At 71.4% G+C, this 26364-nt stretch carries 38 protein-coding genes; 11 read left to right on the top strand and 27 right to left on the bottom strand.

Translation table 11 applies throughout. The annotated features are described in order from the left end of the window. Nucleotides 1–164: 164 nt before the first annotated feature. The 23 genes from IE98_RS0111375 to IE98_RS46175 form a co-directional block, all read right to left on the bottom strand. A complete protein-coding gene (locus tag IE98_RS0111375) occupies nt 165–761 on the bottom strand; it encodes a hypothetical protein (RefSeq protein ID WP_030267930.1) in 597 nt (198 codons plus the stop codon). Further along, nucleotides 761–1255, bottom strand: coding sequence for a hypothetical protein (locus IE98_RS0111370; protein ID WP_030267929.1), 495 nt, complete (start codon nt 1253–1255; stop codon nt 761–763). Before IE98_RS0111370 ends, IE98_RS0111375 begins: the two co-directional genes overlap by 1 nt. Nucleotides 1256–1257: 2 nt before the next feature. Further along, nucleotides 1258–1419, bottom strand: a complete 162-nt coding sequence (locus IE98_RS49010; protein ID WP_159400884.1) for a hypothetical protein — start codon at nt 1417–1419, stop codon at nt 1258–1260. Between the two features lie 4 nt (nt 1420–1423). Continuing rightward, nucleotides 1424–2209: a DUF2637 domain-containing protein gene (locus tag IE98_RS42320; RefSeq protein ID WP_420706177.1), complete on the bottom strand. Its 786-nt coding sequence runs from the start codon at nt 2207–2209 to the stop codon at nt 1424–1426. 192 nt (nt 2210–2401) lie between these two features. Then, a complete protein-coding gene (locus IE98_RS0111355) occupies nt 2402–2659 on the bottom strand; it encodes a hypothetical protein (protein ID WP_030267927.1) in 258 nt (85 codons plus the stop codon). Further along, nucleotides 2656–2955: a hypothetical protein gene (locus IE98_RS0111350; protein WP_030267926.1), complete on the bottom strand. Its 300-nt coding sequence runs from the start codon at nt 2953–2955 to the stop codon at nt 2656–2658. Before IE98_RS0111350 ends, IE98_RS0111355 begins: the two co-directional genes overlap by 4 nt. Then, nucleotides 2952–3077 (bottom strand): hypothetical protein, encoded by a 126-nt coding sequence (locus IE98_RS51915; protein WP_267882332.1) that lies wholly within the window; start codon nt 3075–3077, stop codon nt 2952–2954. Before IE98_RS51915 ends, IE98_RS0111350 begins: the two co-directional genes overlap by 4 nt. A gap of 6 nt (nt 3078–3083) precedes the next feature. Beyond that, nucleotides 3084–3752, bottom strand: a complete 669-nt coding sequence (locus IE98_RS50070; RefSeq protein WP_043173956.1) for a hypothetical protein — start codon at nt 3750–3752, stop codon at nt 3084–3086. Between the two features lie 30 nt (nt 3753–3782). Further along, nucleotides 3783–4064 carry a hypothetical protein gene (locus tag IE98_RS42310; RefSeq protein WP_030267925.1) on the bottom strand — a complete coding sequence of 94 codons (282 nt, stop codon included), beginning with the start codon at nt 4062–4064 and terminating at the stop codon, nt 3783–3785. A gap of 66 nt (nt 4065–4130) precedes the next feature. Next, nucleotides 4131–4895: a hypothetical protein gene (locus IE98_RS0111330; protein WP_030267924.1), complete on the bottom strand. Its 765-nt coding sequence runs from the start codon at nt 4893–4895 to the stop codon at nt 4131–4133. A gap of 28 nt (nt 4896–4923) precedes the next feature. Beyond that, entirely contained in the window at nt 4924–5157 is a 234-nt protein-coding gene (locus IE98_RS0111325; protein ID WP_030267923.1) for a hypothetical protein, read from the bottom strand. After that, nucleotides 5154–5342: a hypothetical protein gene (locus IE98_RS49005; protein WP_030267922.1), complete on the bottom strand. Its 189-nt coding sequence runs from the start codon at nt 5340–5342 to the stop codon at nt 5154–5156. The genes IE98_RS0111325 and IE98_RS49005 overlap by 4 nt, the downstream gene beginning before the upstream one ends. Next, nucleotides 5339–5530, bottom strand: a complete 192-nt coding sequence (locus IE98_RS49000; RefSeq protein ID WP_030267921.1) for a hypothetical protein — start codon at nt 5528–5530, stop codon at nt 5339–5341. Before IE98_RS49000 ends, IE98_RS49005 begins: the two co-directional genes overlap by 4 nt. A 901-nt stretch (nt 5531–6431) precedes the next feature. Then, nucleotides 6432–6806: a hypothetical protein gene (locus IE98_RS42305; protein WP_234443505.1), complete on the bottom strand. Its 375-nt coding sequence runs from the start codon at nt 6804–6806 to the stop codon at nt 6432–6434. Continuing rightward, nucleotides 6803–7216: a hypothetical protein gene (locus tag IE98_RS0111300; RefSeq protein ID WP_030267919.1), complete on the bottom strand. Its 414-nt coding sequence runs from the start codon at nt 7214–7216 to the stop codon at nt 6803–6805. The genes IE98_RS42305 and IE98_RS0111300 overlap by 4 nt, the downstream gene beginning before the upstream one ends. Next, the gene (locus IE98_RS0111295; RefSeq protein ID WP_030267918.1) at nt 7213–7812 is read right to left on the bottom strand and encodes a hypothetical protein; all 600 of its coding nucleotides are present in this window, start codon (nt 7810–7812) and stop codon (nt 7213–7215) included. The genes IE98_RS0111300 and IE98_RS0111295 overlap by 4 nt, the downstream gene beginning before the upstream one ends. Continuing rightward, nucleotides 7809–8159 (bottom strand): hypothetical protein, encoded by a 351-nt coding sequence (locus IE98_RS0111290; protein WP_030267917.1) that lies wholly within the window; start codon nt 8157–8159, stop codon nt 7809–7811. Before IE98_RS0111290 ends, IE98_RS0111295 begins: the two co-directional genes overlap by 4 nt. Nucleotides 8160–8162: 3 nt before the next feature. After that, a complete protein-coding gene (locus IE98_RS48995; RefSeq protein ID WP_159400883.1) occupies nt 8163–8321 on the bottom strand; it encodes a hypothetical protein in 159 nt (52 codons plus the stop codon). Next, nucleotides 8318–9046: a hypothetical protein gene (locus IE98_RS50065; RefSeq protein ID WP_063748905.1), complete on the bottom strand. Its 729-nt coding sequence runs from the start codon at nt 9044–9046 to the stop codon at nt 8318–8320. The genes IE98_RS48995 and IE98_RS50065 overlap by 4 nt, the downstream gene beginning before the upstream one ends. Continuing rightward, a complete protein-coding gene (locus IE98_RS0111270) occupies nt 9043–9387 on the bottom strand; it encodes a hypothetical protein (protein ID WP_030267916.1) in 345 nt (114 codons plus the stop codon). Before IE98_RS0111270 ends, IE98_RS50065 begins: the two co-directional genes overlap by 4 nt. Continuing rightward, a complete protein-coding gene (locus IE98_RS0111265) occupies nt 9384–9731 on the bottom strand; it encodes a hypothetical protein (protein WP_030267915.1) in 348 nt (115 codons plus the stop codon). Before IE98_RS0111265 ends, IE98_RS0111270 begins: the two co-directional genes overlap by 4 nt. Nucleotides 9732–9817: 86 nt before the next feature. Further along, a complete protein-coding gene (locus tag IE98_RS0111260; protein WP_030267914.1) occupies nt 9818–10096 on the bottom strand; it encodes a hypothetical protein in 279 nt (92 codons plus the stop codon). Next, nucleotides 10093–10299, bottom strand: coding sequence for a helix-turn-helix domain-containing protein (locus tag IE98_RS46175; protein WP_159400882.1), 207 nt, complete (start codon nt 10297–10299; stop codon nt 10093–10095). The genes IE98_RS0111260 and IE98_RS46175 overlap by 4 nt, the downstream gene beginning before the upstream one ends. Before the next feature lie 215 nt (nt 10300–10514). Between IE98_RS46175 and IE98_RS0111255 the strand changes: the two genes are divergently transcribed. The 6 genes from IE98_RS0111255 to IE98_RS0111230 all read left to right on the top strand — a co-directional run bounded on the left by IE98_RS0111255 (nt 10515) and on the right by IE98_RS0111230 (nt 15481). Beyond that, nucleotides 10515–11054, top strand: coding sequence for a helix-turn-helix domain-containing protein (locus tag IE98_RS0111255; protein ID WP_159400881.1), 540 nt, complete (start codon nt 10515–10517; stop codon nt 11052–11054). A 142-nt stretch (nt 11055–11196) separates the two neighbouring features. After that, nucleotides 11197–11352 carry a hypothetical protein gene (locus tag IE98_RS0111250; RefSeq protein ID WP_159400880.1) on the top strand — a complete coding sequence of 52 codons (156 nt, stop codon included), beginning with the start codon at nt 11197–11199 and terminating at the stop codon, nt 11350–11352. A gap of 75 nt (nt 11353–11427) precedes the next feature. Then, complete coding sequence (locus tag IE98_RS0111245) at nt 11428–12654, top strand: tyrosine-type recombinase/integrase (RefSeq protein ID WP_030267911.1); 1227 nt, start codon at nt 11428–11430, stop codon at nt 12652–12654. Nucleotides 12655–13199: 545 nt separating this feature from the next. After that, on the top strand, nt 13200–13682 hold the full coding sequence (locus IE98_RS0111240) for a GNAT family N-acetyltransferase (RefSeq protein ID WP_030267910.1): 483 nt from the start codon (nt 13200–13202) through the stop codon (nt 13680–13682). 231 nt (nt 13683–13913) lie between these two features. Further along, the gene (locus tag IE98_RS0111235) at nt 13914–14327 is read left to right on the top strand and encodes an anti-sigma regulatory factor (RefSeq protein ID WP_030267909.1); all 414 of its coding nucleotides are present in this window, start codon (nt 13914–13916) and stop codon (nt 14325–14327) included. 134 nt (nt 14328–14461) lie between these two features. Further along, complete coding sequence (locus tag IE98_RS0111230; protein WP_078660950.1) at nt 14462–15481, top strand: RNA polymerase sigma factor SigF; 1020 nt, start codon at nt 14462–14464, stop codon at nt 15479–15481. Nucleotides 15482–15588: 107 nt separating this feature from the next. Here IE98_RS0111230 and IE98_RS0111225 read toward each other — a convergent pair whose 3' ends face one another. Continuing rightward, nucleotides 15589–16044 (bottom strand): hypothetical protein, encoded by a 456-nt coding sequence (locus IE98_RS0111225; RefSeq protein WP_043173953.1) that lies wholly within the window; start codon nt 16042–16044, stop codon nt 15589–15591. A gap of 51 nt (nt 16045–16095) precedes the next feature. Here IE98_RS0111225 and IE98_RS0111220 point away from each other — a divergent pair, with 51 nt between their 5' ends. Both IE98_RS0111220 and IE98_RS0111215 read left to right on the top strand, forming a co-directional pair. Further along, nucleotides 16096–17067, top strand: a complete 972-nt coding sequence (locus IE98_RS0111220) for a diacylglycerol/lipid kinase family protein (protein WP_030267906.1) — start codon at nt 16096–16098, stop codon at nt 17065–17067. Between the two features lie 344 nt (nt 17068–17411). Continuing rightward, nucleotides 17412–17663, top strand: a complete 252-nt coding sequence (locus IE98_RS0111215) for a WhiB family transcriptional regulator (protein WP_030267905.1) — start codon at nt 17412–17414, stop codon at nt 17661–17663. A gap of 361 nt (nt 17664–18024) precedes the next feature. Here IE98_RS0111215 and IE98_RS0111210 read toward each other — a convergent pair whose 3' ends face one another. From IE98_RS0111210 to IE98_RS0111200, 3 genes are all read right to left on the bottom strand, one after another. Further along, the gene (locus IE98_RS0111210) at nt 18025–19542 is read right to left on the bottom strand and encodes a sensor histidine kinase (RefSeq protein WP_030267904.1); all 1518 of its coding nucleotides are present in this window, start codon (nt 19540–19542) and stop codon (nt 18025–18027) included. Between the two features lie 430 nt (nt 19543–19972). Further along, nucleotides 19973–21025, bottom strand: coding sequence for an SIS domain-containing protein (locus IE98_RS0111205; protein ID WP_030267903.1), 1053 nt, complete (start codon nt 21023–21025; stop codon nt 19973–19975). Nucleotides 21026–21179: 154 nt separating this feature from the next. Further along, nucleotides 21180–22481: an extracellular solute-binding protein gene (locus tag IE98_RS0111200; RefSeq protein WP_030267902.1), complete on the bottom strand. Its 1302-nt coding sequence runs from the start codon at nt 22479–22481 to the stop codon at nt 21180–21182. 556 nt (nt 22482–23037) lie between these two features. On the opposite strand from IE98_RS0111200, the gene IE98_RS0111195 reads away from it, so the two are divergent. The 3 genes from IE98_RS0111195 (at nt 23038) to IE98_RS0111185 (ending at nt 26329) form a co-directional block, all read left to right on the top strand. Then, a complete protein-coding gene (locus tag IE98_RS0111195; RefSeq protein WP_043173951.1) occupies nt 23038–24351 on the top strand; it encodes an extracellular solute-binding protein in 1314 nt (437 codons plus the stop codon). A 98-nt stretch (nt 24352–24449) separates the two neighbouring features. Continuing rightward, nucleotides 24450–25430 (top strand): carbohydrate ABC transporter permease, encoded by a 981-nt coding sequence (locus tag IE98_RS0111190; protein WP_030267900.1) that lies wholly within the window; start codon nt 24450–24452, stop codon nt 25428–25430. Further along, the gene (locus tag IE98_RS0111185; protein WP_030267899.1) at nt 25427–26329 is read left to right on the top strand and encodes a carbohydrate ABC transporter permease; all 903 of its coding nucleotides are present in this window, start codon (nt 25427–25429) and stop codon (nt 26327–26329) included. The genes IE98_RS0111190 and IE98_RS0111185 overlap by 4 nt, the downstream gene beginning before the upstream one ends. Nucleotides 26330–26364 lie beyond the last annotated feature (35 nt).

Raw genomic sequence — 26364 nt, 5'->3', positions numbered from 1 at the left:
ATGGATCATCAGCGGGTGCCGCGTCAAGCTGCCGCGGAGGCGGGCTGTTGATCAGCGGCGGTCGGCGGGGTGGCAGGCGTGTCCGGGCTGGGCCCACCAGCCGCACAGGGGGCAGGTGGTCCAGGTGGCGAGGGTGGCGATCAGGCGGATCATCTGGGGACTCCTCAGGCGGTCTGGCGGGCGTGCTCGACGGCGAACTCGGTGGGCTCGCCGCCGGGCTTCTGGACGATCCAGGCGATGGCGTTGCTGTTGCTGTTGCTGGGCTGACCTGCAGCAACAACGCCTGCAGCGGGGTCGGGCGCAGCGGTGGGGAGCGGGGGGAGGTCCTTGGCGCGGATGCCGGTGGACACCCCGCGGCCCTTGACGCGGACGCCGCGGTTGATCGGGACGGCGGCGAGGGTGCAGAGCTCGCGGACGGCCGCGGTCTGCTCGGGGTCGCCGGTGAGGTGCTCGGCCACCTCGGCGAGGTGAATGCCGGTCCGGTCGGCGAGCAGCTGGTGGAGGATCCGGAGGAACTCGCCGGGGTCGGCCTGCTCGGTGGCCGGGGCCGGGGCGGGCTGGGCGTACCAGGAGGCGATGAGCCAGCCGAGGGCGAGCGGCCACCAGAGCGCGGGGGCGCCGAGGAGGAGGCCGCCGCCGGCGAGGACGGCGAACAGGGTGCCGATGACCCGGGCGGCGCCGGACATGACCCCGTCGGCGGTCCACCAGGCGCCGACCCGGCGGAGGAGCACTCCCCCGCCGGTCAGCAGGCGGCCGGCCATCAGTGGCCCGCCGAGGTGAAGATCGACCCGATGAGGTTCGCGGCGGAGGCGAGGGGGACGGCGGCGGGCCCGGCGATGACGCTGGTGAGAGCGAGGCACACGCCGGAGACCATGCCGCCGGCGGTCTTGAGCCAGGGGATGCTGCGGCGGGCGATGGTGAGCAGGCAGACCATGACCACGGTGAGCAGGGCGACAACGATGCCGCCTCCCTTGGTGAGCGCGACGCTGGAGGACGCGGTGACGTCGCCGGTACCCGTGCCGACGCCGAAGACCAGGGCCAAGTCGCCCAGGCCACCACTCCCCCACAACGCGGTGCCCGCGAGGACCTGGAGGAGGCTGCCGGCGGTGAGGGTCGCGAGGATGCCGTACGCCATGGCCAGGAACCACGGGAGGAGGGCGGCAGCGCGGTGGCCCTCGCGGTACCACCAGACGAAACCGTAGACGATCAGGAGGGCGAGGCCGGTGAACACGGCGCCGAGGGTGGTTGCGGGCATGGTCAGCTCCTGGTGAGCAGCAGGGGAAGGAAGACGAGGGCGGCGGTGATCCCGACGGCGGCGACCGTGGCCAGGGCTGCGCGGGCGGCGTCGCGGTCGACGCGGCGCAGCAGGGCCCAGGCGAGGGCGGCGGCCGGGGGGATCGCCCAGTGGAGGGCGCTCACCGGGTCAGCTGGCGACGCGGGAAGGCAGGTCGCGGAGGCGGGGCTCGCGGGCCTCGATGCGGGCGCGGGACGCGCGGGCCGTCGACGGGGCGTCACCCAGGCCGGCCTCGGACATAGCGGCCGTCATCTGGCCTGTCGTCGGGCGGCCCTGGTGGATGTCGTACAGGCAGCGGATCAGCTCGTCGATCGGCAGCTCGTACGTCGGGCGCTCGGCGGGCTGCTCGTCATCCTCGGCGGGCTCGGTGGCGGGCTCGTCGGCCTGCGGCTGCTCGTCAGCGGGCGACGACAGGTAGACAGGGTCCTCGTCGTCGGGCGCCGACGGGGCGGTGGCGGGCGCGGTGGCAAGGGCGGCGATGCGGTCGTGGACCTGGCGCATGAGGGCGCCGAACGCCAGCAGGGCGGCGATGGGCGGGACCGCGGCGACGACGTAGTCGAGCGGGCGGGCGCCGGTGCCGACGCCGGCGACGTTGAGCGCGATCGAGCCGAGGGAGCCGGCCGCGGTGAGGGCGATCGCCCAGGGGTCGACACGGCGGAGCAGGGAGGCGCGGAGGATCAGCACCTCACCGGCCACGATGAACAGGTCGACCGTGGCGGGCCAGGCCCAGGCGCGGGCCTCGGCGGCCTGGAGGCCGTAGCGGGCGGCGACGTCGTGGAGGTGCTCGTACGACAGCCAGAACGCGGTGGCGGTGAGGGCGATGGTGACGAAGGCGGCGAGGGCCGCGAGGGCGGCGACGGCGGGCGCTTCGTCGGGCGTCGATGACGCGGCGGTGACGGCGTCGGGGCGCGTCACGCTAGGGTGTGCGGTAGCCATTGCGAGATCTCTCAGTCTCTCGATGGTCAGGCCCTCGGGTGGTGTTAGCGCACCGATCCGGGGGCCGTTCTTTTTTGTTGTTGTACGGGGAGTTTGTCAGCGTTTGTGAGTGTTCGTCAACCCTGCTGGTTGGCGCCCGCCAACGGCTGGTTGGCGGGCGCCAGCGCGGGGTCAGTCGCAGTCGTCGTCGTGGTCGATCTCGATGACGTACGTGCGGTGGACGGTCGTGGTCGCGGTCGGCTTGGTGGCGGCCGTCGCTCGCGGTTTGGCGGGCGCTGTCGTCGGGCGCAGCGTCTTGGCGGGCCGGGGTGTCGCGGCGGGCGCGGCGCACGCGGTGCCGCCTGGGGTACAGGCGGCGAGGAACGCAGCGACCATGAGCAGCACAGCGGAGGCGGCGACGGTGGCGGCCAGGAGCTGGTGGCGGGTCACGACTGGTCTCCTGCCTCTGCGGTGGGCATGCCCGCAATGAGCCTGCAGTCAATGGCGTCCGCGTGGGAGCGTATGGCCGAGGCGAGGGCGCGGAGGCTGGTGGGGTCGAGCGGGACCAGCTCGCCCTGCTCGTCGCGCCAGCTGCACCCGGTCTCGGCGTAGCCCTCCCAGCGGGCGGCGATGGTGCGGAACAGTGCCGTGATCTCGTGGCCGGGGAGCAGTGCGTGGTGGCCGGGGATGCGGTAGACGTGGACGGCGGCGAGGGGCTCGCTCGGGTGCTGCGGGGGCTGTGTCATGGCTGCTGGTCTCCGTCGGATCGGGTGCCGACCGTGGCTGCGGCGAGGATGAGGGCGAGGGCGGCGGTGCTGACGGCCAGGACGGCGAGTGCCAGCGCGGTGAAGTAGGCGAGGGCGCGCACGGCGGGTCAGCTTCCGGTGGCGAGACCGAGGGCGGCGGCGGTGGGGCAGGGCCAGGGCAGCGGGTCGGGGGCGTTGTCGCGGTCGATGCAGGTGCCGCAGACGGAGCGGCCTACGGGGCTGTCGAGGCAGATCCGGTCGCCGGTGTAGCCGGTCTCGCTGAGCCCGAGGGGGTGACGCTCGTCCCAGTGTTCGGCCGTCGGGTCGCCCTCGTCGGGCTCGGCGTGCGGGCAGTCCTCGGCGTACAGGTACAGCGGGATCTCTGCGTGCAGCTTGGCGGCCGCGGTGTTGGGCTCGGCCAAGACGATCGGGTCCCAGATGGCGGTGATGGTGCGGGCCCGGTCGGCCAGCCACTCGCGGACGGCGGGCTCGTCGGCCTCGGTGACGATGCACTCGGTGGACCGCAGGATCGCCTTGCGCTGGAGGACCCAGAACACCTGGAGGGTGTCGAGCGGCATCTCCTCGCCGTCGCTGTAGTTGGCCGGGTCGGCGCGCTGCCAGTCCCAGCGGAAGACGAGGTTCATGTCGGGGTCGGTGCTGCCCCAGTCGTCGATGAAGAGGGCCCAGGAGTCGTAGCGGGTGTGGAGGCCCTCGCTGGGGCGGGCGTAGTAGTTGCCCTCGGCGCAGTAGTACGGGTGATCGGTCTCCCAGAGGCGGGGGGCCGGGGTGCTGGGCATGGGTGCTCCTGTTAGGTCGTACAGGCGAGGTCAGAGGCCGATGGCTCGGAACGCCTTACGGTCTCGGGCGTCTTCGAGGTGCTCGCCGGCGAGGCACCAGGGCACTCCGCAGCCGGGCCGTACGGGGCCGACCGGCTCCCGTCCCCACCGCACGCGGAAGGCGAGGTCGAGGATCCGCCACTGCCGCCCGCTGTGGCGCAGCCGCGGGGCGGGGCCGTTGCGGGGGCCGGTCCAGCGGGCGTGTCCGCCGCTCGTGTGCTCGGTGAAGCGAGCCAGTTTGGCCTCGGGGGTGGGGTGCGGGTCGATGCTCATGGTGCGCTCCGGATGGTGCTGGAGATGGGGCCCGGCCGCCGGGGTGGGCGGCCGGGCGAGGGGGTGTCAGGCGGCGAGGAGCGCGGCGACGATGGCCTCTCCGGACCAGCGGGTGCCGCAGGATCCGCACGTCACCTCGAAGTCGTCGTCGTCGCGGTTGTTGGTGATGGCGAGCTCGCCGCCGCAGGCGCACGGGATGCCGGTGGGCTGCTGCTCGGCCTGCTCCAGGTCGCCGAGGATGCGGTCGATGCGGCGGCGGATGCCGGCGGCGGCGGTCCGGATGCGGGTGATCTCGGTGGGGAGGATCCGGCGGAACGGGCCGTCGCCCAGGGGGTTGTCGAGGCGGGCGAGGAGCCACAGTGCGGCGAGGCCGCCGTCCCGGTGGGTGCCGCCGTCGGCGCGGAGGCGGCCGCGGATCTGCCAGCGGCGGGGGTCGGTGCGGTCGCGTTCGGCCATGGCGGCGGTGGCGAGGGCGATCTCCCGGGCGGCGTAGTCGCGGGCGGAGGCGGAGGAGACGACGAACGGCGGGCGCTGGATCGCGGAGGCCAGGCCGTCGGCGAGGGTGCACAGCTCCTCGCTGATCTCGCTCAGGGCGTCAAGCACTCCGACCCGGAGCGGGGCCGGGCGCTCTCCCGGGGCGAGGGGCGTGCGCTCGGCGAGCTCGCTGCCGGTCTCCTCGGCCTGGTCGTCGTCGCAGTCCATACGGTCGATGCCCATCACGGGCGGCCAGGTGCGCGGCGTGCCGACCTGGAGCGCGGCCCGCAGGGTGGGCCAGTGGTGGGCGATGTACCGGAGGTCGTCGCCGGCGGGGGCGGTGGGCTGCTGGGTCACGTGCGTGCTCCTGTCCTGGTGGCCTGGGTCAGTTCGTGGGGGTGTCGAGGGCCTGGTCGAGGCGGTCGGCGTACAGGTCGGCGATGCCGTGGGGGCTGCACCAGGTGCGCATCTCGGCGGCGAGGGCCCGGCCGCGGGCGACGGCGGCCTCGGCGGCCTCGGCCCGGATCCGGTACTCGCGGACCCAGGCGCGCAGCTTGGCCAGCTCGTCCTCGGCGGCGTTGCGCTGCTGCTCGACCTGGGCGAGGTAGTAGCCGCTCACGCGCCGGCCTTCGGGGTGATGTGCCAGCCGGAGGCGGCCGGGGTGATCTCGGCGTCCTCGGCGAGGGTGGGGCAGGGCCAGGGGATCCAGTGGCCGGTGGCCTCGGTGCAGTCGTGGCAGATCGGGGGGTTCCAGGAGGTCTCGGCGCGGGCGGGGCTGTGGTCGGCGATGGCGGGGAGGGTCATCGGGTGCTCCGGGGTGTGGGTCGGGTGATGCGGCGCCAGGCGTGGTTGTCGGCGGTCGGGTCGGGGGTGATGTGCCAGCCGTCCTCGTGCAGCTCCTGGAGGGCCGCCAGGGCGGCCTCGTGGGAGTCGTCGGCCAGGAAGGGCTCCAGGGCGCCGGCCAGGGCAGCCAGGGCGGCGTCGGGGCTCACGCGGGCCTCCGGAGGTCGGACCTGTCCGAGGCGGGGCTGGGGACTCCCCAGAGCCGACGTTCCTCGTCGGGGACCGCCAGCCACAGGCCGGAGGCTGCGAGGAGAAGCGCGCGGCCCTCGGGGCAGAGGTTCCGACCGGTCTGGCACCGGCCGCAGCCCTGCATGTGATGACGCTTCGCCTGCTCCGGATCTCCGACGTGCTCGACGCCGGCCGATTCACCGTCAGCCCCTGGGGGGGTTGCTGTTCCCACTACAGGTGGGAAGCCTTCCGAAGGCAGGTGGTCAAGATCGGTTTCCGATAGCAACCGTCCTGAGCGAAGCGAAGGATGGGCGGTAGCGCTTTGACGGTCAGGTGCGCACCCTCCTGTACCTACAGGGGACGGGTGCGGGTCGGGCCGGGTCGGGGCAGCGTCTCGCGACGTGTCTGTAGACGCGTCTACATAGGCGTCTACGTCAGCCCCGTCAGGCTCCTCGTCGTCGCCACGGGACTTGTCGCGCCACCGCTGCTGACGTGCGGTTTTGGCCTTCCGGTCGGCTCTGACCTTCTCGGCCGATGGGTTGTATTCGAGGTAGTCGTGGATACGCCAACCCACTCCGTCGATCACGTCCCAAAGTCCATGATCCACTAGTTCTTGGGCTCGCTTTGGCGCACTTCTCACGTCGGACACGAGTCGCAGTTCCTTCGTCCCGATGACCCCGTCGGTGAGGTTCTCCGCGGACCAGCACACCGCCGAGACGTACAGGCGGAAGGCCGGGTCGGACAGGAGCCGCACCTTTCGGTGGGAGGGGAACCGGTCGTCGAGACGGACCCAGGGCATCGGGCGGGGCTCCTACGGTGGTTGGTCGCCCGTGGCGGGCCGAGTCGGTGTCGGCCCGCCACGGGCCGTACGGGTGGGTCTGGTCAGAACGGGGCGACGGTGCTGGTGCACGGCTGGTGGTGGAGCCAGCGGCGGGCGATCCAGCGAGGAATGCGGACCGTCAGGACGGGCTCGGCCCACGGGTTCCAGCAGCCGCAGGGGATGTAGTCCTCGCCGTCGTACTCGCCGGTCTCCGGGTGGCCGACCGCCTCGGTCCAGCCGCCCTCCCCCCGGCAGGTAGTGCAGCCGGGTCGCGGGGTGTCGACCAGGACGAGGGCGGGGATCGGCCAGTCGCGGTACTGCGGCCGGAGCCGGGTGGCGGGCAGCGGGGCGAGGAACCAGTCCCGGCCGTCCGCGTGGGCGAGGACGAGAGCGGGCCTCGGGTCGTCGACCCGGGCGAGGCGCAGCGGGAGGCTCACTGGTTGACCGCCAGGACCTCGATGGTGAAGGTGCCGCCGCTGCGGAGGCCGGCGAGGATGTAGCCGGTGCCGTCCTCCAGGTCGACGTCGACCTCGATCTCGGTGGACAGCAGGTAGGGGTGGACGTCCTTGTGGATGAGTCGGGCGAGGTGGCCGGGGTCGGTGGCCCAGACGGTGAGCGGGGCGGGTGCCGGGGAGCCGTCCCGGCCGCCCCGGCGGCCGACGCGCTGGTAGGTGATGCGGTACAGGGCCTGCGCGCCACCCGGGTTGACGGCCATGTCGTCGAGGGTCGGGGTGATCAGGGCGTCCTCGGCGGAGCGCTCGGGCAGCGGGGTGCGCTGGACGCGGTCGACGGCGGCGCGGAACTCGGCTTCGGCCTGCTCCAGCGTGGTGACGGGTCCGGTGATCATCGGGCATCTCCGTTCGAGGTGAGCTCGCGGCCGCAAGAGCAGCGGATGCCGTCCGGGCCGGGCGTCAGGTACTTCCAGCGGTGGAAGGGGCACGGGGCGACCAGGCGGGCGCCCGGGGCGTGCTGGACGATCGCGGCGCGCGGGTTGTAGGGGCCGCCCATGGCGCGGACGGGGTGGAGGTCGCTGCAGGCGAGGCAGCGGCCGACGGTGCCGGCGGCGTCGACCGCGGTGAGCGCGGCGTCCCTGGAGCCGGGGCACACCCTGGGCGGGGCGAGGTCGCGCGGGGTGAAGACGAGGCGGCGGCCGGCGGGGCCGACGGGCTCCTGACCGGAGCCGACCGCCCGGCCGTCGCACGGACCGCACACCAGGTCGTCGTCGCGCAGCTGCTCGCGGGACAGGAAGTCGTCGTCGCGGACGAACGAGCCGCACCACAGGGTGTAGACCGTCCGGCCGTCGCCGCGGTGGACGCCGGAGCGGATCCGGTGCCAGCGCGCCATGCGGTCGGTGCGGACGAACCGCGGGCCCTCGGCGAGAGGCTCATCGGCGGGCCCGTAGAGGCCGAGGCTGCTCACGGGTGGGACGAGACGGACGGTCATCCTGTGCTCCTGGTGCTGGGGTGCGGGGCCCGGCCGGTGGCGGCCTGGGCGAGGCGGTACTCCCGGGGACTGCTGCGCCTCTTACCGCTGGCGATCGCCTGGGCGTCGATGACGGCGCTGGCGGAGGCCGGGGTGGCGAGGCGCTGCGGGGTGTATCCGGGGCCGGACTCGGGTTCGTCCCGGCCGGCCTGTCGGGCTGGGGTGTGGTCGGGGCAACAGAGGCCGGTGCGGTACTCCCGGGCCGATCGGCCGCAGTAGCGGCCCTCGGCCGGGAGCCACTGGGCGCAGCCGTGGCGGGGACGGTCGGCCGCCGGGGCGGGGCGCTCCGGCCGGTCGGCCGTCCCCACCGGTCAGGCCTTCCGGGCCGCGCGGCGGGCCCGCCGGTACGACCGGCGGATCCGGCGGCGGCGCAGCTGCTCACGGGTTGGCCAGAAACTGATCGCCACCGCGGCGGCGACCGGGGCCCCGAGGACGAGGGCGCTGGCGACCGGGCCGAGGCTGTTCGTCATGACTCGGCGTCCGGGTCGTACGTGTCGGCCACCTGCGCCCCGACTACGCAGTAACCGGTGGGGGCCTCGTCGAGGCCGGGGAAGGCCACGCACAGCTCGCGCGGCTCCTCCGGGTCGTCCTCGTCGCCGATCCAGTCGAACGTCGCCGACTCGGCGCCGGCGGCGTCCTCGCACCGGATCAGGTCCTCGCACGCCGCGCGGGCAGCCGCCTCGGTACGGAACAGGCCGACGGTGATGGTGTCGTAGTAGGCCTTCCAGACCGGGGTGGCGAGCTGCTCGCGCAGCTCGGTGATCTCCTGGGCCATCGCGGCGTTGCGCTCCCACGCTTGCTCCGCAACGCGGGCCGAGGTGGTGAGCTCGGCGATCCGGTCCGCCAGCTCGGCAGCGAGCCAGCCCACCTCGGCGATGAGGTCGGCGACGTCCTGCCGGGCGTGGGCGATGAACGCGGCGTCGGGGTTGTCGATGCCTACGACGTTCTTGCGGTAGTCGTAGGTGGCCATCTCGTCGGCCGGGTACATGAGCCCGCCGCGGGCGAAGCGCGGCCGGGCGCCGTTCATCCCCCAGCGAATGAAGTCCATGATGGTCAGGCCGCCGCGGTGAGGCGTCTGGAGCCGGAGGTGACGTGCCGCGGTGTCGCCCCGCCAGCGCCAGGGGCCGGGGGTGGCGGCCTCCTCGCGGGCCTGGATCTCAGCGAAGCGCTCGGGGGTCATCGGTTCGGTGCTCATCGGGTTGCCTCCGCATCCGCCGTGCGCACGAAGGCGTCGCCGATGACGGAGACTCCGCCGGTCGACCCGCTGAGGTGGTAGGCGATCGTGGGGTTGCCGCTGTCGGTCGAGACGAACTCGTTCTTCGTGACGGCCCCTCGGAGGGCCTTCCCGACCGCGTGGAGGAGCTCGCCGCCGTTCGGCGCGTAGTGCTCGGCCTCCACCCAGAGGTCGTAGCCGTTCTCGTCACGCCGGACGTCCCAGCTGAGGGGCAGCTCGGCGACGTCCGGGTGCTTCGCCAGGAACACGAGCAGCGCGGTGACTGCGGGCAGCGCGGTGACTGCCTTACGCCTCGGGTTCATGCGTTCACCAGCTCGCGGTCGGAGGTGCGCAGCGGGACGGAGGCGCTGATGTGCACGGAGATCTCGTCGACCGTGGTGGCGATGGTCCAGACGCGGCGGCCGCCGGCCGGGGTGACGACGTCGCGCCAGGAGACGCGGTGGTCGAGGCCGAGGAGGTTGCACCAGGCGCTCAGGACCACGAGGGCGTCGGGGTTCTCGGGGAAGACGCCGGTGGCGAGGCCGCCGGTGTAGTCCCACGCGGGGGTGATGGTCTGGGGGACGCCGGCGGCGGCCATGCGCTGGGTGAGCGCGGCGACGGCCAGCATCGCGGGGTACTGCAGTTCGAGTTCGGTAGGCTGCTGCATTGCGGCCGTACCTCCGTTCCTTGGGTAGGTGGTGCGAGCTGCACCTGGCCGTCCGTCTGCAGCGGGCGGCCGTTTTCGTGTCTGGGTCAGACGGCGGGCGCGAGGACCCGGCGGCCGATGGCGGCGGGGACGACCTCGCCTGCGGCCGACAGCAACCTGATGTGCGCCGCGGTGAACTTGTTCTGGCCCGCGATGACGGTGAAGGCGACCTCGCGGGCGGCGCACTTGCCGGCCAGCCAGCGGGGCGAAATGCCGAGCAGCGCGGCGGTCTCCTTGACGGAGTAGTGCCGCAGCTCCTCGACCGGGATGTCCTCGACCGACGCGGTCTTGCGGCGGCGGGGCCTGGTGGCGGTGGCCGTGGTCACGACTGTTCCTCCCTGTTGATGGCTGCTACCGGCACGCCGAGCGCTCCGGCGATTCGTCGGAGCGCCTCCTCGGATGCCCCGGCCTTCCCCCGCTCGATGCGCGAGATGTGAGACGGGTCACGCGTGGAGAGCACGCCCAACCTGCGGATGCTCAGTTTCTGGACCTCTCGGAAGGCCCTGATTGCAGTGCCGTTCGGTGTCACGCCATGAAACGTAGCGCAGAGCGATGCAGGACACAACACTCAATGCACAGTTTCTGTGCATTGAGCTTGTCGGAAACCTGTTCGATACCGGGCCCGGAGTGCACCAGTGGTCCCATCCGATGCAACGGATGTGCACAGAAACCGGGCCTTAAGCCCAGCTCAAGAGGCCGGATCCGCACTGTCCCGTTGCATCGGCGTGCGGCATGATGGGGCCCATGACGAGAGACTGGGCCCGGCTGGGCAGCCTGTTGAAGGCCGGCCGCCAGGCGGGGGGCCGGACGCAGGACGAGCTGGGGAGCGCCATCGGCGTAACCCGCAACTCCCTTGCGACGATCGAGGCCGGCCGCGCCACCCGCGTGACGGCGACGATCCGCAGCTACGCGCGCGAGGTGGGCTGGGACGACGGATCGGTGGAGGCTGTCCTGGCCGGTGGCGAACCGACTCTTCGTGAGTCGGAGCCGGCGGCCGCCGCGCAGCCGAGCGACCTGGAACTGGCCCTCGCACGGGCGCTCATGAAGCGCCTGCCCGCTCGGCTCCTCCAGGAGCTGTCCGACGGGCATGTGATCGACACGGACATCGTCGACCTGCGGGAGGACGGGTCCGCAGCGGTCATGGCTCTGGTGATCGAGCGCGGCGAGGAGCCGCCGGCGCCGGACCAGGTGCGCGAGGACCTGCGCGAGTGGGGTGCCGTCCAGCGGGACCTGCGGCGCGCGGTGACCGGTCGACAGTCCAAGGTTGAACGTACTGACGAGTAGCTGTTCACAGTGTCGGTCGGCTTCGATACTGTGCGTCTACCTGCGAGGGAGGGTGGCACCGTACTCGGTCAGGTAAGGGGGGAGCCGCGTGCTGCCGCGGATCCACGTCAAGCGCGTCCCAGAGCTGCCGCGTAGAGGGCTCATGTTCTTCGAGACCATCCGGACCGACACGGAGCACATCCTCCAGGTGTCGGTGCTGGAGTCGAGGGTCACGGAAGAGGACGTTCCGCGCCTGGAGAGGGCGCTGCAGGCCGAGGTCGACCAGGTCGGCGCCGAGCTGGTCGCAGCTGCCATGTAGGCAGCGAGTCGAGTAGAGATCACGGGCGGCCGGCCCCGACGGGGCCGGGCTCCGCCGCCACCCATGGAGCAGTGCATGGCCTATGCCGAGAAGCGCGGAAAGTACTGGCGCGTCAAGTACAAGCTACCGAACGGGAAGTACGCCTCGGCGAGCGAGGACGACTTCGGCAACAAGTTCCCCACCGAGCGCCTGGCCGAGCAGTACGGCCAGGCGCTCGAATCCGATATTCGCCGCGGGAAGAAGTTCATCGACCCCCGCAGCGGAAAGATGACGTTCGGCCAGTACGCCGAGCTGTGGCTGGAGTCCATCGACGTTGCCGAGCTGAGCGACGGGACCTACCGGTCCAGGCTGCGGGCGCAGCTGATCCCGGAATGGGGCAGCGTCGACCTACGCGATATCAGCACGCTGGGCTTCCGGGCCTGGAAGAAGCGGCTCAGCCGGTCGAACAAACCCAACTACGTCACGAGCATCGAGTCGCTGTTCCGGCTGATGCTCCAGGACGCGGTGGACGAGGGGCTCATCACTGCCAACCCGGTTCCCACTGGGAAGGCCGCCCGCCGCGGCCGGTACGTCCCGCCCCCGCGGGCCGGCGAGGACGACTACATCTACCCGGACCCTCTCCAGGCGTTCCGCATCGCAGCGAACGCCCGGACGGCTCGGGATCTGCAGGGGTGGGCCATGGTGCTCACGATGGCCTACACGGGGATGCGGATCGGAGAGATCGCCGGACTTCGTAAGGATCGGCTCTGGCTCTCCGACGATCCGTACGGCAGTGCGGTCCGGGTCGACTACCAGGGCCAGTGGCTGCGCGAGAAGGGGTGGACGCTCCTGCCGCCCAAGTACGGGTCGTATCGGACGCTCCGGGTGCCGCCGTTCCTCGCCGAGATCCTGCGCGAGGTCCGGGGCCAGGGCGGCAGCGAGCTCGTGTTCACCTCGATCACGGGCAAGCCGCTCCGGGTCGATGATGAGTTCTACGGGCGGTACTGGCACCCAATCGTCAAGGGTCGGCCGGCCGAGCCGCGGCGGCGCGGCACGCGCGGGCGGCCGGCGCTCGATCCGGTCGAGGGCATGTCGGGCCTGGTGCCGCATGGGATGCGGCACGGACACAAGACGTGGCTGGACGAGGACGGCCACCCGCGGGTCGTGGTCGAGACGCGGATGGGGCACAAGTCCGCGACGGTCGAGGGTCTCTACTCGCACGTCACCCCGGAGATGGAGCTGCGGGTCGCGCGCAGCCTCCAGGCCAGGTGGGAGAGGTCCCAGGGGGTCGCCCAGACGGTGTGGGAGCTGGGCTCCCAGTGATCTCCCAAAAATCGCCCAGCGGGCCTCTGGGGGCCTTCCAGGGCCCAGCATGGGGGTTTGGCCGGGCGCCTCTTCGAATGGGCGATGAGCTGCACAGATGTGCCTACCCCAGGTAGGCTGGAGCACCGGCGGTAGGGACGCCATGATCAGCGTTCACCACTGATCGACCGCATCTTCTGGGAGACCAAGAAGGCCGCCTGATCACGCATCAGTAACCGGGGCCCGGCCGCGCACGCAGCGGCCGGGCCTCCGGCGTGCCCGGGGCGTCCGGCAGGTCGCCCGGCGGCCGTCGGCGTAGGCTCGTGGCACGGGTCGGGCCGCCCCGGACCGGCCCGCCGCCCCGAGCGAGGGAGGCCGCGATGCGCACCGCTGCGGCACCCGGGCACCACCAGTCCCGGCGGTCCGCCCGCCGGAGGCCCGGCTCGCCGACCGGGCCCAGGTCGGGACCACCCGTGCAGGTCGGGGCGCCGGGAGGACGGCGGGTCCGGGCAGGTCGGCGCGATTAACCTTTCCGCCCGGCGGGTCCGTCCGAGTACCCTCGCCGTATGATCCGCACCGCCCAGGCCGCCGACGTCCCCGTCATCCACGCCATGATCCGCGAGCTCGCCGAGTACGAGCGCGCCGTGGACGAGGCGCGGGCGACCCCGGAACAGCTGCACGACGCGCTGTTCGGCGAGCACCCGGCGGTGTTCGGGCTGATCGCCGAGGACGCGGCCGGCGAGCCGGTCGGCTTCGCCCTGTGGTTCCGCAACTTCTCCACCTGGCGCGGCACCCACGGGATCTACCTGGAGGACCTGTACGTCAGGCCCTCGGCGCGCGGCGGCGGCCACGGCAGGGCGCTGCTGGCCGAGCTGGCCCGGATCTGCGTCGACCGCGGCTACGCCCGCCTGGAGTGGTCCGTCCTGGACTGGAACGAGCCGTCGATCGGCTTCTACAAGTCGCTCGGCGCGGTGCCGATGGACGAGTGGACGGTCTTCCGGCTGACCGACGGCGCGTTGGCCGAGCTCGGCGGGTCGGCGGCCCGTTGACCGGCCTCCCGTCGCCCGTTCCCGTGATCGTGGCCGGAGATCGCGACATCGGCCCTCCGATAGCGGTAACGTCTCGGGCGGATGCGCGGCGTTCCGACTCCCCCGGGTGGGTATGAACCGGTACGTACCGCACCACCCCTCGGACGAGTTGGGGCGAAGCAGTTGAGCGAAGCAAGAGGAAGTGCCGCGGCCGTCCGGCCGCAAGCACCGCGCGTCACCCAGGAGGTGAGGGTGTCCCAGATCGACGGTGAGCCCGACGTGAAGGACTTCGTCGAGGTCCGGCTGCCCGCAGCGGGTGCCTACCTCTCGGTGCTGCGAACAGCGACGGCGGGCCTCGCGGCCCGCTTGGACTTCACCCTGGACGAGATCGAGGACCTCCGCATCGCGGTGGACGAGGCCTGCGCCATCCTGCTCCAGCAGGCGGTGCCGGGCTCCGTCCTGAGCTGCGAGTTCCGGCTGGTCGGCGACTCGCTCAAGGTGACCGTGTCGGCGCCCACGACCGACGGCCGTGCCCCCGAGCGGGACACCTTCGCCTGGACGGTGCTCTCCGCACTGGCCGGTGAGGTGGACTCGTCCGTGGGCGAGGACAACACCGTCGTCATCAGCCTGCACAAGAAGCGCGGCGGGTCTCCTGCCCAGCCGTAGCGCCGTGCGCATCGGGCCGTACGCGCAGGTGCCGCCCGGCGGGGCCGGCGCCCGGCGCGTGCGGCTCCCCCGTACCGCAGTCCGCTGCGGTACAGCCAGTGAGAAGTGCTCCCGGAACGGAACGGGTGATCGCCGTGAGTGATCTGGACCGCACAGGGGCCGCCGCGATGCCGGCGGCCACCGCAGACGTGGCCGTACCGCCCCAGGCGAGCGCTGCCCGCATCGCCGACGCCGACCCGACCGACGACGCGTACCCGAAGGACGCCCAGCGGATGACCCAGCCCACCGATCCGACACCGGAGCAGCCCGCCGCGGCGGCCGCGCCCGCGGACGAGGAGCTGTCGTCCGCCGCGACCGCGGTGCGCGGAGCGGTGCCCGCCCAGGGCCACCGCTCGGCGGCGCCGGACCGCGAGGCCGCCCGGGCGCTGTTCGTGCGGCTCTCCCAGCTGCCGGACGGCTCGCCGGAGCGGGTGGAGATCCGCAACCAGCTGGTGCGGATGCACATCCCGCTGGTCGAGCACCTGGCGCGGCGCTTCCGCAACCGGGGCGAGCCGCTGGACGACCTGACCCAGGTCGCCACCATCGGCCTGATCAAGTCGGTGGACCGCTTCGACCACGAGCGCGGGGTGGAGTTCTCCACCTACGCGACGCCGACCATCGTGGGCGAGATCAAGCGGCACTTCCGCGACAAGGGCTGGGCGGTCCGGGTGCCGCGCCGGCTGCAGGAGCTGCGGCTGTCGCTGACCACGGCGACCAGCGAGCTCTCGCAGCGGCACGGACGCTCCCCCACCGTGCACGAGCTGGCCGAGCACCTCGGGATCTCCGAGGAGGACGTGCTGGAGGGTCTGGAGTCCGCCAACGCGTACTCCACGCTCTCGCTGGACGTGCCGGACAGCGACGACGAGTCGCCCGCCGTGGCGGACACCCTCGGCGCGACCGACGAGGCGCTGGAGGGCGTCGAGTACCGGGAGTCGCTGAAGCCGCTGCTCGCGCAGCTGCCGCCGCGCGAGCAGAAGATCCTGGTGCTGCGGTTCTTCCGCAACATGACGCAGTCGCAGATCGCCGCCGAGGTGGGCATCTCGCAGATGCACGTCTCGCGGCTGCTCGCCCGCACCCTGGCCCAGCTGCGGGAGAAGCTCCTCGTCGAGGAGTGAGGGCGGCCTGGCCCGACCCGGTGCAGTGACGCAGAAGGCGAAGGGGCGCGGTCCGGACCGCGCCCCTTCGCCTTCGCCGTGCCCGGCCGGTGTTCGGCCGGCTGTCGTCAGTCGCGCTCGCCGTAGAGGGCGGTGGTGACCTTCGGGTTCAGCAGCGAGACGATGCCGGCCAGGCCGAGCAGCCCGACGGCGACCGCGGCGGCCCGGACGGCGCCGCCGCCCTGCCACATGTAGTAGGCCACCGGCAGGCAGATCGAGTTGGTCAGCAGCGCGGGGCTGCGGCCCCAGCGGCGCAGTCGCAGCAGCGCCCGGCCGGCCAGCAGCGGGAAGAGGCCCATCAGCAGCAGGACGGCGGCGCCGGCGGCGCTGCGGCCGGCCGCGGCCTCGTCGCCCGCGAGGGAGGAGACGACGTCGTAGAGGCCCCATCCGGCGAGCGCGGCGCCCTCCAGCAGGGTGATGGCGGCACCCGCCGTCAGCGGGGCCGGGCGGGCCCCGGCGGGGCCGGCAGCGCCCTCCTGGCCAGGGGCAGGGGCGGTGGGGGTGCGGGCGGTCTCGGCGGTCACTCCAGCAGGGTAACCGCCGCACCCCGCGTACCGACCCGTAGGCTGGCGTTCATGCGCGCTCTCCTGGTCGTGAACCCGATGGCGACCTCCACCAGTGCCCGCACCCGCGACGTACTGATCCACGCCCTGCGCAGCGACCTCAAGCTGGAGGTCGTGCAGACCGCGTACCGCGGTCACGCGGGGGACCTGGCGCGCGCCGCGGCCGAGGACGGCGGGGTGGACCTGGTGGTCGCCCTGGGCGGCGACGGGACGGTCAACGAGGTGGTGAACGGGCTGCTCGCGCACGGCCCGTCCGAGCGGGTGCCGCGGCTGGCGGTGGTGCCGGGCGGTTCGACCAACGTCTTCGCCCGCGCGCTGGGGCTGCCGAACGACCCGGTGGAGGCGACCGGTGCGCTGCTGGACGCGCTGGCCGTCCGGCGGGAGCGCTCCATCGGCCTGGGCAAGGCCTTCTCCGAGGGGCAGCCGGACCGCTGGTTCACCTTCACCGCCGGGCTGGGCTTCGACGCCGGCGTGGTGGGCCGGGTCGAGGAGCAGCGCAGGGCGGGACGGCGGTCGACGCACGCCCTCTACGTCAACCAGGCGCTCCGGCACTACGTCACCGAGCGTGAGCACCGCCGGAACGGCCCCGTCACCCTGCAGATCAACGGGCAGGAGCCGGTGCCGGGCCTGGTGCTGTCGATAGTCAGCAACACCTCGCCGTGGACCTTCCTCGGGAACCGTCCGGTCTACCCCTCGCCCTCCGCGTCCTTCGAGACGCACCTTGACATCTTCGGCATCACTCGAATGACGGCGTTCGGCACGGCTCGAACGGTCCGTCAGATTCTGCGGTCGCACACCCCTGCGGACGGTGCCGCGACGGCCTCCGGGCCGGCCGGGAAGCACGTCGTCTCCTATCACGACGTCAGGCACTTCACCTTGGTTTCAGAGGAACCTGCCCCGTTTCAGGTCGACGGGGACCACCTTGGAGACAGGAGTCGCGTCAGTTTCACAGGCGTTCGGCGGGCACTGCGTGTGATTGTGTGACCAGAAGGGGGTCCCGCCCTTCTTCTCGAACGCGCTAGCCCCCTTCACCCCATAGAAGTACGGGCTGTGAGCTATGCGACACCGAAGAATCAAAAATTCCTTGCCGAAGGGGGTTGTATCCGGGCCGCAGGTTTGCGAACCTCTACATGGCGATCGGGACGGGCCGCAGCGGGACACGCGGAACTCCCTCGAATCGCCCGAACCCCACCTCAGCGCAGACCACCCGGGCCCGATGGGCCTTTGGTCGCTTTTGCTGTTGCGGGATTCGTGAAAGCGTTCACATTCACAAGCCGTCGATTGTGTCGGCCGGGCCACCGCCCACCGACCGGAGGAGTTGGACGACCATGGACTGGCGCCACCGCGCTGTCTGCCGCGAAGAGGACCCGGAGCTGTTCTTCCCGATCGGGAACACCGGTCCTGCTCTGCTGCAGATCGAGGAAGCCAAGGCCGTGTGCCGCCGCTGTCCCGTCATGGACCAGTGCCTGCAGTGGGCGCTCGAGACCGGCCAGGACGCCGGCGTCTGGGGCGGAATGAGCGAGGACGAGCGTCGTGCGATGAAGCGTCGTGCCGCCCGCAACCGCGCGCGCACCGCCTGACACGCCGCCAGCACCACCTGATCAACCCATGATCAAAGGCCCTGTCTCCCAGTGTTCCCAGGGCCTTCCGCACGAAGGGTCGCGCACTACGGCGCGACCCGGACGACGCCGAGCCGCCAGGGGCCTTGATACTGCTCACTGAGAGCAATATTGTGGACCTGGGCCGTTCACCGTGTGCAACGCACGAGTGGAACGCGTCGCACCCACAGAGCCCCCGCTCCGGCCGACTCCCCCCGACGGCCGGAACGGGTTGAGAGGCCCTGCCGACCCACCCCCCCGGTCGGCAGGGCCTCGTGGCGTTTCCGGGGCCTCCGGTCCGGAACCCGCCCCGGGCCCGTCGCCGGGTCCGGGGCGGCGCCCGCTACTTCACCGGGATCTCCAGGACGACCTTGGTGCCGCCGTCCGGCGCCGCGACCATGTCGAAGGTGCCGCCGAGCTCACCGGTGACCAGGGTCCGGACGATCTGCAGGCCGAGGTTGCCGGCCTTCTGCGGGTCGAAGTCCTCGGGCATCCCGCGGCCGTCGTCCTGCACGGTGATCAGCAGGTACTCCTCCGGCTTGACCCCGCCGTTCCAGCTCTCGGACCAGCCCATGCCGGTGGCCGGGGCCCGTCCGCGCAGGGCGCTGACCTCCAGGTTGCCGGCGGCCTTCGGGCCGAACGCGTGTTCCAGGGCGTTCTGCAGCAGTTCGGTGAGGATCATCGCGAGCGGGGTGGCGACCTCGGCGGTGAGGATGCCGAAGCTGCCGGTGCGCTTGGTGCCGACCAGCCCGTCCTGGGAGAGCTCCATCACCATGGCGAGCACCCGGTCGGCGATCTCGTCGAAGGCGACCTGCTCGTCCAGGGTCTGCGAGAGGGTCTCGTGCACGATGGCGATCGAACCGACCCGCCGCACCGCCTCGTCCAGCGCGGCCCGGCCGGCGTCGGAGTCCATCCGGCGGGACTGCAGCCGCAGCAGCGCGGCGACGGTCTGCAGGTTGTTCTTCACCCGGTGGTGGATCTCCCGGATGGTGGCGTCCTTGGTCATCAGCTCGCGGTCGCGCCGGCGCAGCTCGGTGACGTCGCGGCAGAGCACCAGGGACCCGGTGGGGGTGCCCTTGGGCTTGAGCGGGATGGAGCGGATGATGACCACCCCGCCCTGCGCCTCGACCTCGGTCTGCCGGGGTGCCCAGCCGCTGGCCATCTTCACCAGGGACTCGTGCACCGCGGAACGCGACGGCGGGGCCAACTCGGCGGTGGCACGGCCGAGATGACTGCCGACCAGGTCGGTGTTGAGGCCGATCCGGTGGTAGGCGGAGAGCGCGTTGGGGCTGGCGTAGGTGACGATGCCGTCCGCGTCGAGCCGGATCAGTCCGTCGCCGACGCGGGGGGCCGCGTCCATGTCGGTCTGCTCGGCCGGGTAGGGGAACGTTCCGGCGGCGATCATCTGGGCCAGGTCGGAGGCGCTCTGCAGGTAAGTGAGCTCCAGCCGGCTGGGGGTGCGGACGGTCAGCAGGTTGGTGTTGCGCGCGATCACGCCCAGCACCCGGCCCTCGCGCCGGACGGGGATGGACTCGACCCGGACGGGCACCTCCTCGCGCCACTCCGGGTCGCCCTCGCGCACGATCCGGCCCTCGTCGTAGGCGGCGTCCAGCAGCGGGCGGCGGCCGCGCGGCACCAGGTGGCCGACCATGTCGTCCTGGTAGGAGGTCGGCCCGGTGTTCGGGCGCATCTGGGCGACCGAGACGTACCGGATGCCGTCCCAGGTGGGGATCCAGAGCACCAGGTCGGCGAAGGACAGGTCGGAGAGCAGCTGCCACTCCGAGACCAGCAGGTGCAGCCACTCCACGTCGGCACCGGTGAGGGTGGTGTGGCGGCGGACGAGTTCGTTCAGCGAGGGCACAGGGCGAGCCTAACGAAAACGGCCCCGCAGGACCTTCCCCGGCGTTGTCCAGACCAATGTCGGCGGACCCCTGGACAACCACAATTGGTCTAGTCCACAATGGGAAACGCACCAAGGAGAGGCCCCCGCGCACACTGCCCTGACCGCGCGAGGCCGCTCCTCGGTCGGCGCACCGGTGGCCGGGAGTCCCGCACAACTCCCGGCCGCACCGGCCGCCGACGACAGCTCCGGGCTGCGGTGCCGCACGGGTTGAGGGTCCCGTGTCGGCGCCGTGGCCCGTAGTGCTTTCCGGATCGCGGCGGCTCCGCCGCCCGCCGGACACCGGCCCCGGGGCCTGCGGGACCGGACGTGCAGGGCCGGACGTACGAGAGGGGCGCTGCGGGGTTCTCACCCCGCAGCGCCCCTCTCGCGTGTGCCCCTGCGCCTGGCGTCAGTGGGTCTCGGTGACCTTGGCGAGGGCGCGCGGCGCGTCCGGGTCCTGGCCGCGGGCGATCGTCACCTCGTAGGCGAGCAGCTGCAGGGGCAGGATCTCCAGGATCGGCTGCACCTCCTCGGGCACGCCGGCCGGCAGCGCGAAGCCCGCCGAGGCCGCCTCGACCTGGGCCTCCTGGCCGATCACGACGAGGTCGGCCCCGCGGCCGCGGAGCCGGTCGAGCACCGGCTGCAGCGCCTCGCCGCCCTTGCCGTCCGGGACGATGGCGATCACCGGGGAGACGTTGTCCACCATGGCCAGCGGGCCGTGCAGCAGGTCCGCGCCGGAGAACGGCGAGGCCGGGATGTAGGTGGTCTCCATCAGCTTCAGCGCCGCCTCGCGGGCGGTCGGGTAGCCGTAGCCGCGCGAGGTGATGACCAGGCGCTGCGCGAAGCGGTACCGCTCGGCGAGCGACTTGACCTCGGCCTGGCGCTCCAGGATGCCGGCGGCGAGGCCGGGCAGGGCCTTGGCGGCCGAGCCGTCGCCGCCGCGCAGGCCCTCGACGAAGAGGTACAGCGCGAGGAGCTCGGCGGTGTACGTCTTGGTGGCGGGCAGGGCCTTCTCCGGGCCGGCCAGCACGTCGATGTGGAACTCGGAGACCTCGGCCAGCGGGGAGCCGGCGTTGTTGGTCACCGCGAGGGTGATGGCGCCGGCCTCGCGGGCCGCCTTGGTGGAGGCCACCAGGTCGGGCGAGCCGCCGGACTGGCTGACCGTGACGACCAGGCAGTCCCGCAGGTCCGGCTTGGCGCCGTAGGCGGTGGTGGTGGACATCGAGGTGAGGCCGGCCGGCTTGCCGAGCAGCACCTCGATCAGGTACTTCGCGTACAGGGCCGCGTTGTCGGAGGTGCCGCGGGCGGTCAGCAGCACGAAGCGGGGGTTGCGGGCGGCGATCTCGGCGGCGATCTCGCGGATCTTGGGGGCGCCCTCGTCGAGGATGCGCTGCAGGACGGCCGGCTGCTCGGCCATCTCCGCCGCCATGATCCTGCCGGGGACGGTCTGCGGGTCGGACATCGGTGTGCCTCCGTTGAGATGGTTCTGCCCGCTGCGGGCTCCTGGCCCGGCGGGTCCTCACGGCGGCGAGTCCGCACACTCGCTGCAAAGGTGTTGCCGCTCGATCCTACGGTGTCCGGGCCCCGGAACGAACTCCGGAGCCCGGCCGGGCGACTCAGGACGGGTTGTTGATCAGCGCGTCGATCTTGGCGTCGGCGGTCTTGGCCGCGGTCTCCACCGAGGTGCCGGCGAAGATGTCGTTCAGCATGTCGACGAGGACGTTCTGCTTCTCGATCGCGGCCCAGCCCGGCGCGACCGGGGTGAACCAGGCGTCCGGGACGGCGTTGGCGGCGGCCGCGGTGGCCGGCTTGTTCTTCAGCGGGGCGAGCTGGGTGAGGTTGTTCGGCAGGGTGTCCTTGTCCGCCAGCACCTGCTGCGACTTGGCGCTGGTGAACATCCGGATCCAGTCCTTGGCCAGCGCCTGGACCTGCGACTTGGCGGTGACCGCGAGGTCCGAGCCGCCGATGAAGGAGGGCAGCGGCTTGCCGTTCGGGCCGGGCATGCCGGCCACCTTCACGACGTCCTTGAGCTTGGGGTCGCCGGAGAGCGGCTCCAGCGCGGCGGCGGCCTCCCAGCCGTTGCCGTAGAGCATCGCGGTGCGGTGCTTGCCGAGCACCGCGGCCTGGTCGAGCTCGTTCACCGTCAGATCGCCGTGGTTGTACCGCTTCACCAGGTCGACGAAGTGCTGGATGCCCTGCCGCGACTTCTCGTCGCTGAGGGTGCCGTGCCAGCGGCCGCCGTCGTCGAAGCGGGCGATGGCGCCGCCGTACGCGGCGACGTAGGACATCGCGGCGTACCAGTAGGGGCCCGGCAGGTAGAGCGGCGAGAAGGCCTTCCCGCTGCGGTTCTTCGCCTGGATCTTGTCGAGGGCGGCCGTCAGCTCGTCCTCGGTGGCCGGGACGGAGGAGCTGCCGGTGGCCTCCTGGAACATCGCCGAGTTGTAGATGGCGACCCGGGCGCCCGCGTAGTAGGGCACGCAGAACAGCTTGTCCTGGTAGGTGCAGGTGTTCACCAGGCCGCGGATCCAGGTCTGGTTGTTGTCGAAGGCCGTGCGGTCCACCGGCGCGAGCGAGCCGTTGAGGATGTACTTCATCGTCTCGGTGTTGCCGAGCTCGACGACGTCGGGCACCCGCTCGCCCTTGAGCGCCTCGTCCAGGTTGGCGATCTTGTCCTTCCAGGTCTGGTACCGGAGCCGGAGCTCGACCTTCGGGTACTTGGCCGCGAACTCGTCGTTCACCTGCTGGACCAGCTCGGGCCAGCTGGTCTGGGCCTCGCCCATCAGCCAGACCGTCATCGTCCCCGTGGTGGCGGCGGCGGAGGCCGCCTGTTCCTGGCCGGGGGAGCTGCCGCTGCCGCACCCCACCGCGGTGGCCAGCAGGGCCGCCGTGCCGATCGCCGCCGTCAACTGCCGCTTCACGCTTCCTCCGGAGGGTCGGGGAAGGTCTGCGCATTGGTACAGACCAGTTCGCCGAGACTGGACCAGACCACTGGTCGCGTCAACGGCGCGCGGGGGCGTACGCGCCAGTCGTTGCAGAGCCGTTGTCATGCGGATACGCACGGTGAGCGCACACTCACCGCACGCTCCATTAGGACTCCCTTAAGGTCCACTTGAGGGAGGGTTAGGCCCGTCGAAGGATCGTTCGCCATCTATGGCTGTTCACGGGGCATTCGCCCGATTCGTCGGGCGGGATGGTCCAGTCCAAGCCCCGCCGACCACCAGATGCGCACGGCAGTGTCAAGCGTTGATAACGGTGTGCCCCGAGGTCTCGCGAACCCTTGACGGTCTTCTTTGGTACGTGCCAATCTCCAGGGCAGTTGGTCTACACCAATGGTCTACTCCACCAGGCCGGTTGCCGCTCCACCCTGCTGTTCCCCCATCGCAATCACCGGTGACATTCCCCCCCGGCACGACGCTTCAGGGCCACGCCCCCACAGCCCGGTGCCACACCTTGCTCATCCCTCTGGAGGATGGTTTGAACCGCAAGCTCGCCGCCGTGGCCGCCATTGCCACCGTTCTCGTCGCGTCCGCCTGCTCCTCGTCCGGCTCCTCCGGCGACGCCAAGCAGGCCACCCTGAGCAAGGACGGCAAGGGCAAGAAGATCACGGTCTGGCTGATGGACGACGCCCAGAAGGGCTGGCCGTCGGTCGTCGAGGCTGCCAAGAAGCAGTTCAAGGAGGAGACCGGCGCCGACGTCGACATCCAGTGGCAGACCTGGACCAACTACACCACCAAGCTCGACACCGCCCTCCTCTCCGGCAACGCCCCCGAGGTCATCGAGCTCGGCAACACCCAGACCGCCAAGTACATCGAGGCCGGCTCCTTCGTCGACCTGACCGGCGTCAAGTCGCAGTTCGAGAACTCGGACAAGTACCTGGACTCGCTGGCCGCCTCGGGCCAGACCCCGGACGGCTCCAAGACCTACGCCGTCCCGTACTACGCCGGTGCCCGCGTCCTCATCTACCGCAAGGACCTGTTCACCGCGGCCGGCGTCACCAACCCGCCGACCACCCTGGCCGAGCTGAAGGACGCCCTCACCAAGGTGAAGGCCGCCAACGCCTCCGTGCCGAACTTCTCCGCCCTGTACCTGCCGGGCCAGAACTGGTACACCGCCGCCTCCTTCGGCGCCGGCACCTTCGGTGTGAAGAACATCGTCGCCAAGAGCGACAACGACAAGTGGACCGGCACCCTGACCGACCCCAAGTTCATCGAGGGCGTCAAGGTCTGGAACGACCTGCAGAAGCAGTTCTCGGTCGGCGGCACCACCACCGACGAGGCCACCCAGGACGCCCTGATGGCCAAGGGCAACATCGCCGCCATCGTCGGCAACGGCTGGGAGCTCGGCTCCGTCGCGGACCCGAAGACCGGCGACCCGTCGCTCAAGGACAAGCTCGCCAGCATCGCCCTCCCGGGCAACGCGGCCGGCCAGCCCACCCCCGCCTTCCTCGGCGGCTCCGACCTGGCCGTCCCGGCCAAGTCCGCCAACCCGGGCCTGGGCGCGACCTTCCTGCAGATCTTCACCAACACCAAGCAGCAGACCGAGCTGGCGAAGTTCGCGATCCCGAACGCCAAGAACCTGGTCGCCGCCTACAAGGCCGCCGCGCCGGCCAACAAGGCGACCGGTGACGCCGCCGAGGGCCAGACCTGGTTCATCCCGAACTCGCCGATGTGGTCCGGCGCCGACGAGACCGCGCTGAAGAACGCCTTCGGTGCGATCGCGGCCGGCGGCGACCCGGCGGCCGAGCTCAAGAAGGTCGAGGAGACCGTCCTCAAGGACCTGAACGGCTGACGAAGCGTGCAGGGGGTGGGCAGTCCGTGCGTGAGCGCGGACTGCCCACCCGCGCAGGTACCGATCAGTTCCGCGGGCCGGGAAGGACCCTGATGAGCGTGACAACCAACGAAACGCCGGTGGCGGTCGAGGAGACCGCGGCCGTTGCCCCGCCGCCGCGCAGGCGCGGCTTCCTGGCGGGCGGCCACTACATCCCGTACGCCATGATCCTGCCGGCCGTCGCGGCCCTGGTGGGCGTTCTGGCGTATCCGCTGTACCAGCTGTTCGACCTGTCGTTCCAGAACATCAACCGGTACTCGTACCTGGTCAACCCGGCGCTGGCGAAGCACATCGGGTTCGAGGGCTACGGCAAGGTCCTCGGCGACGACCAGTTCTGGGAGGTCGTGCTCCGGTCGATCTGGTTCACCCTGGAGCTGGTCGTCCTCTCGATGGTGCTGGGCATGCTGTTCGCCCTGCTCCTCAACCGGGTCTCCGGCTGGGTCAAGGTCATCTGCATCACCGTGATGATGTTCGTCTGGGCCATCCCCGCGCTCGTCACCGGCACCATCTTCCGCTGGCTCTTCGCCTCCAACGGCGGCGTGGTCGACTACATCGGCTACCTGTTCACCGGCGACGAGAAGACCAAGCACTACGACTGGTTCGCCGACCCCACCGTCGGCCTCTACGTGGTCGGCGCCGCGGTCATCGTCTGGGGCGCGCTGCCCTTCCTGGTGCTCGGCCTCAACGCCGCGCTCACCCAGGTGCCCAAGGAGCTGATGGAGGCCGCCAAGCTGGACGGCGCCAGCGGCCTGCAGGCCTTCCGCCACGTGGTGATCCCGGTCATCAAGCCGTTCCTGATGATCAGCGCCGCGCTGAGCTTCATCTGGGACTTCCAGGTCTTCGCGCAGATCTTCTCGCTGCGCAACACCTCGCCCGAGCCCGGCTACTGGACGATCGGCACCTACCTCTTCCAGAAGGGCATCGTCGCCTCGAAGTACAGCGACTCCTCGGTGATCTCGATCGCCATGATCCTCCTCATGCTGGCGGTGCTCGTCTTCTACATCCGCCAGATGCTCAAGATCGGAGCCCAGGACCGATGACCACCGTCGACACCCCGGCGACCGCGACCGCCGCGCCGCAGGTCCGGGCCAAGGTCCGGGTCACCGGCCGCAACCCGGTGATGACCTGGGTCTGGAACACCCTCGGCCTCGGCTTCGCGGTGGTGATGGGCTTCCCGATCTACTGGATGATCATCACCACCTTCAAGACCAACAAGGACCTGATCGCCAAGGACCCGACCTTCTGGCCGCAGGCGTTCTCCTTCGACAGCTACCGGACGATCTTCGACGACAAGGAGTTCCTGCCCGGGCTCCAGAACACGGTCGTCATCACGCTCGGCGCGGTGGTGCTCGGCCTGGTCGTCGGCTTCCTCGCCGCCGTCGCCGTCGCCCGCTTCGGCTTCCGCGGCCGCAACTTCTTCATCGTCACCATGCTGGTCGTCCAGATGGTGCCGCTGCTGGCGATCATCGTCCCGCTGTTCGTGGTGATGAACAAGGCCGGCATGACCGGCACGCTCTTCGGCGTCATGCTGGCCTACCTGGTCTTCACCGTGCCCTACGTGGTGTGGACGCTGCGCTCGTTCATCGTCAACATCCCGGCCGAGCTCGACGAGGCCGCCATGGTCGACGGCTGCACCCAGTGGGGCGCGTTCTTCCGCGTCATCCTGCCGCTGACCCTGCCGGGCCTGATCACCACCGGTGTGTACAGCTGGATCCAGGCGTGGAACGAGTTCATCGTCGCCAACGTGCTGCTCTCCACCGGCGGACAGAAGACCTCGATGATCTGGCTGACCTTCTACGCCACCACCCCCACCCGCGGCGCCGACTACGGCTCGCAGATGGCCGGCGCGCTGATGGTCTCGCTGCCCGTGATCGTGCTCTTCGTGATCTTCCAGAAGAAGGTGTCGGCGGGCCTGACCGCCGGTGCGGTCAAGGGCTGACAGTCACAGGCGCGACCCGCCCCCCGCACCACCCT

Origin of the sequence: Streptomyces sp. NRRL B-24484 (assembly GCF_000717715.1) — a bacterium.
In the GTDB taxonomy this organism is placed as follows: domain Bacteria; phylum Actinomycetota; class Actinomycetes; order Streptomycetales; family Streptomycetaceae; genus Kitasatospora.
Note: the sequence above shows the minus strand (reverse complement) of the source record. Positions and strands in the feature narration are given on the sequence as shown.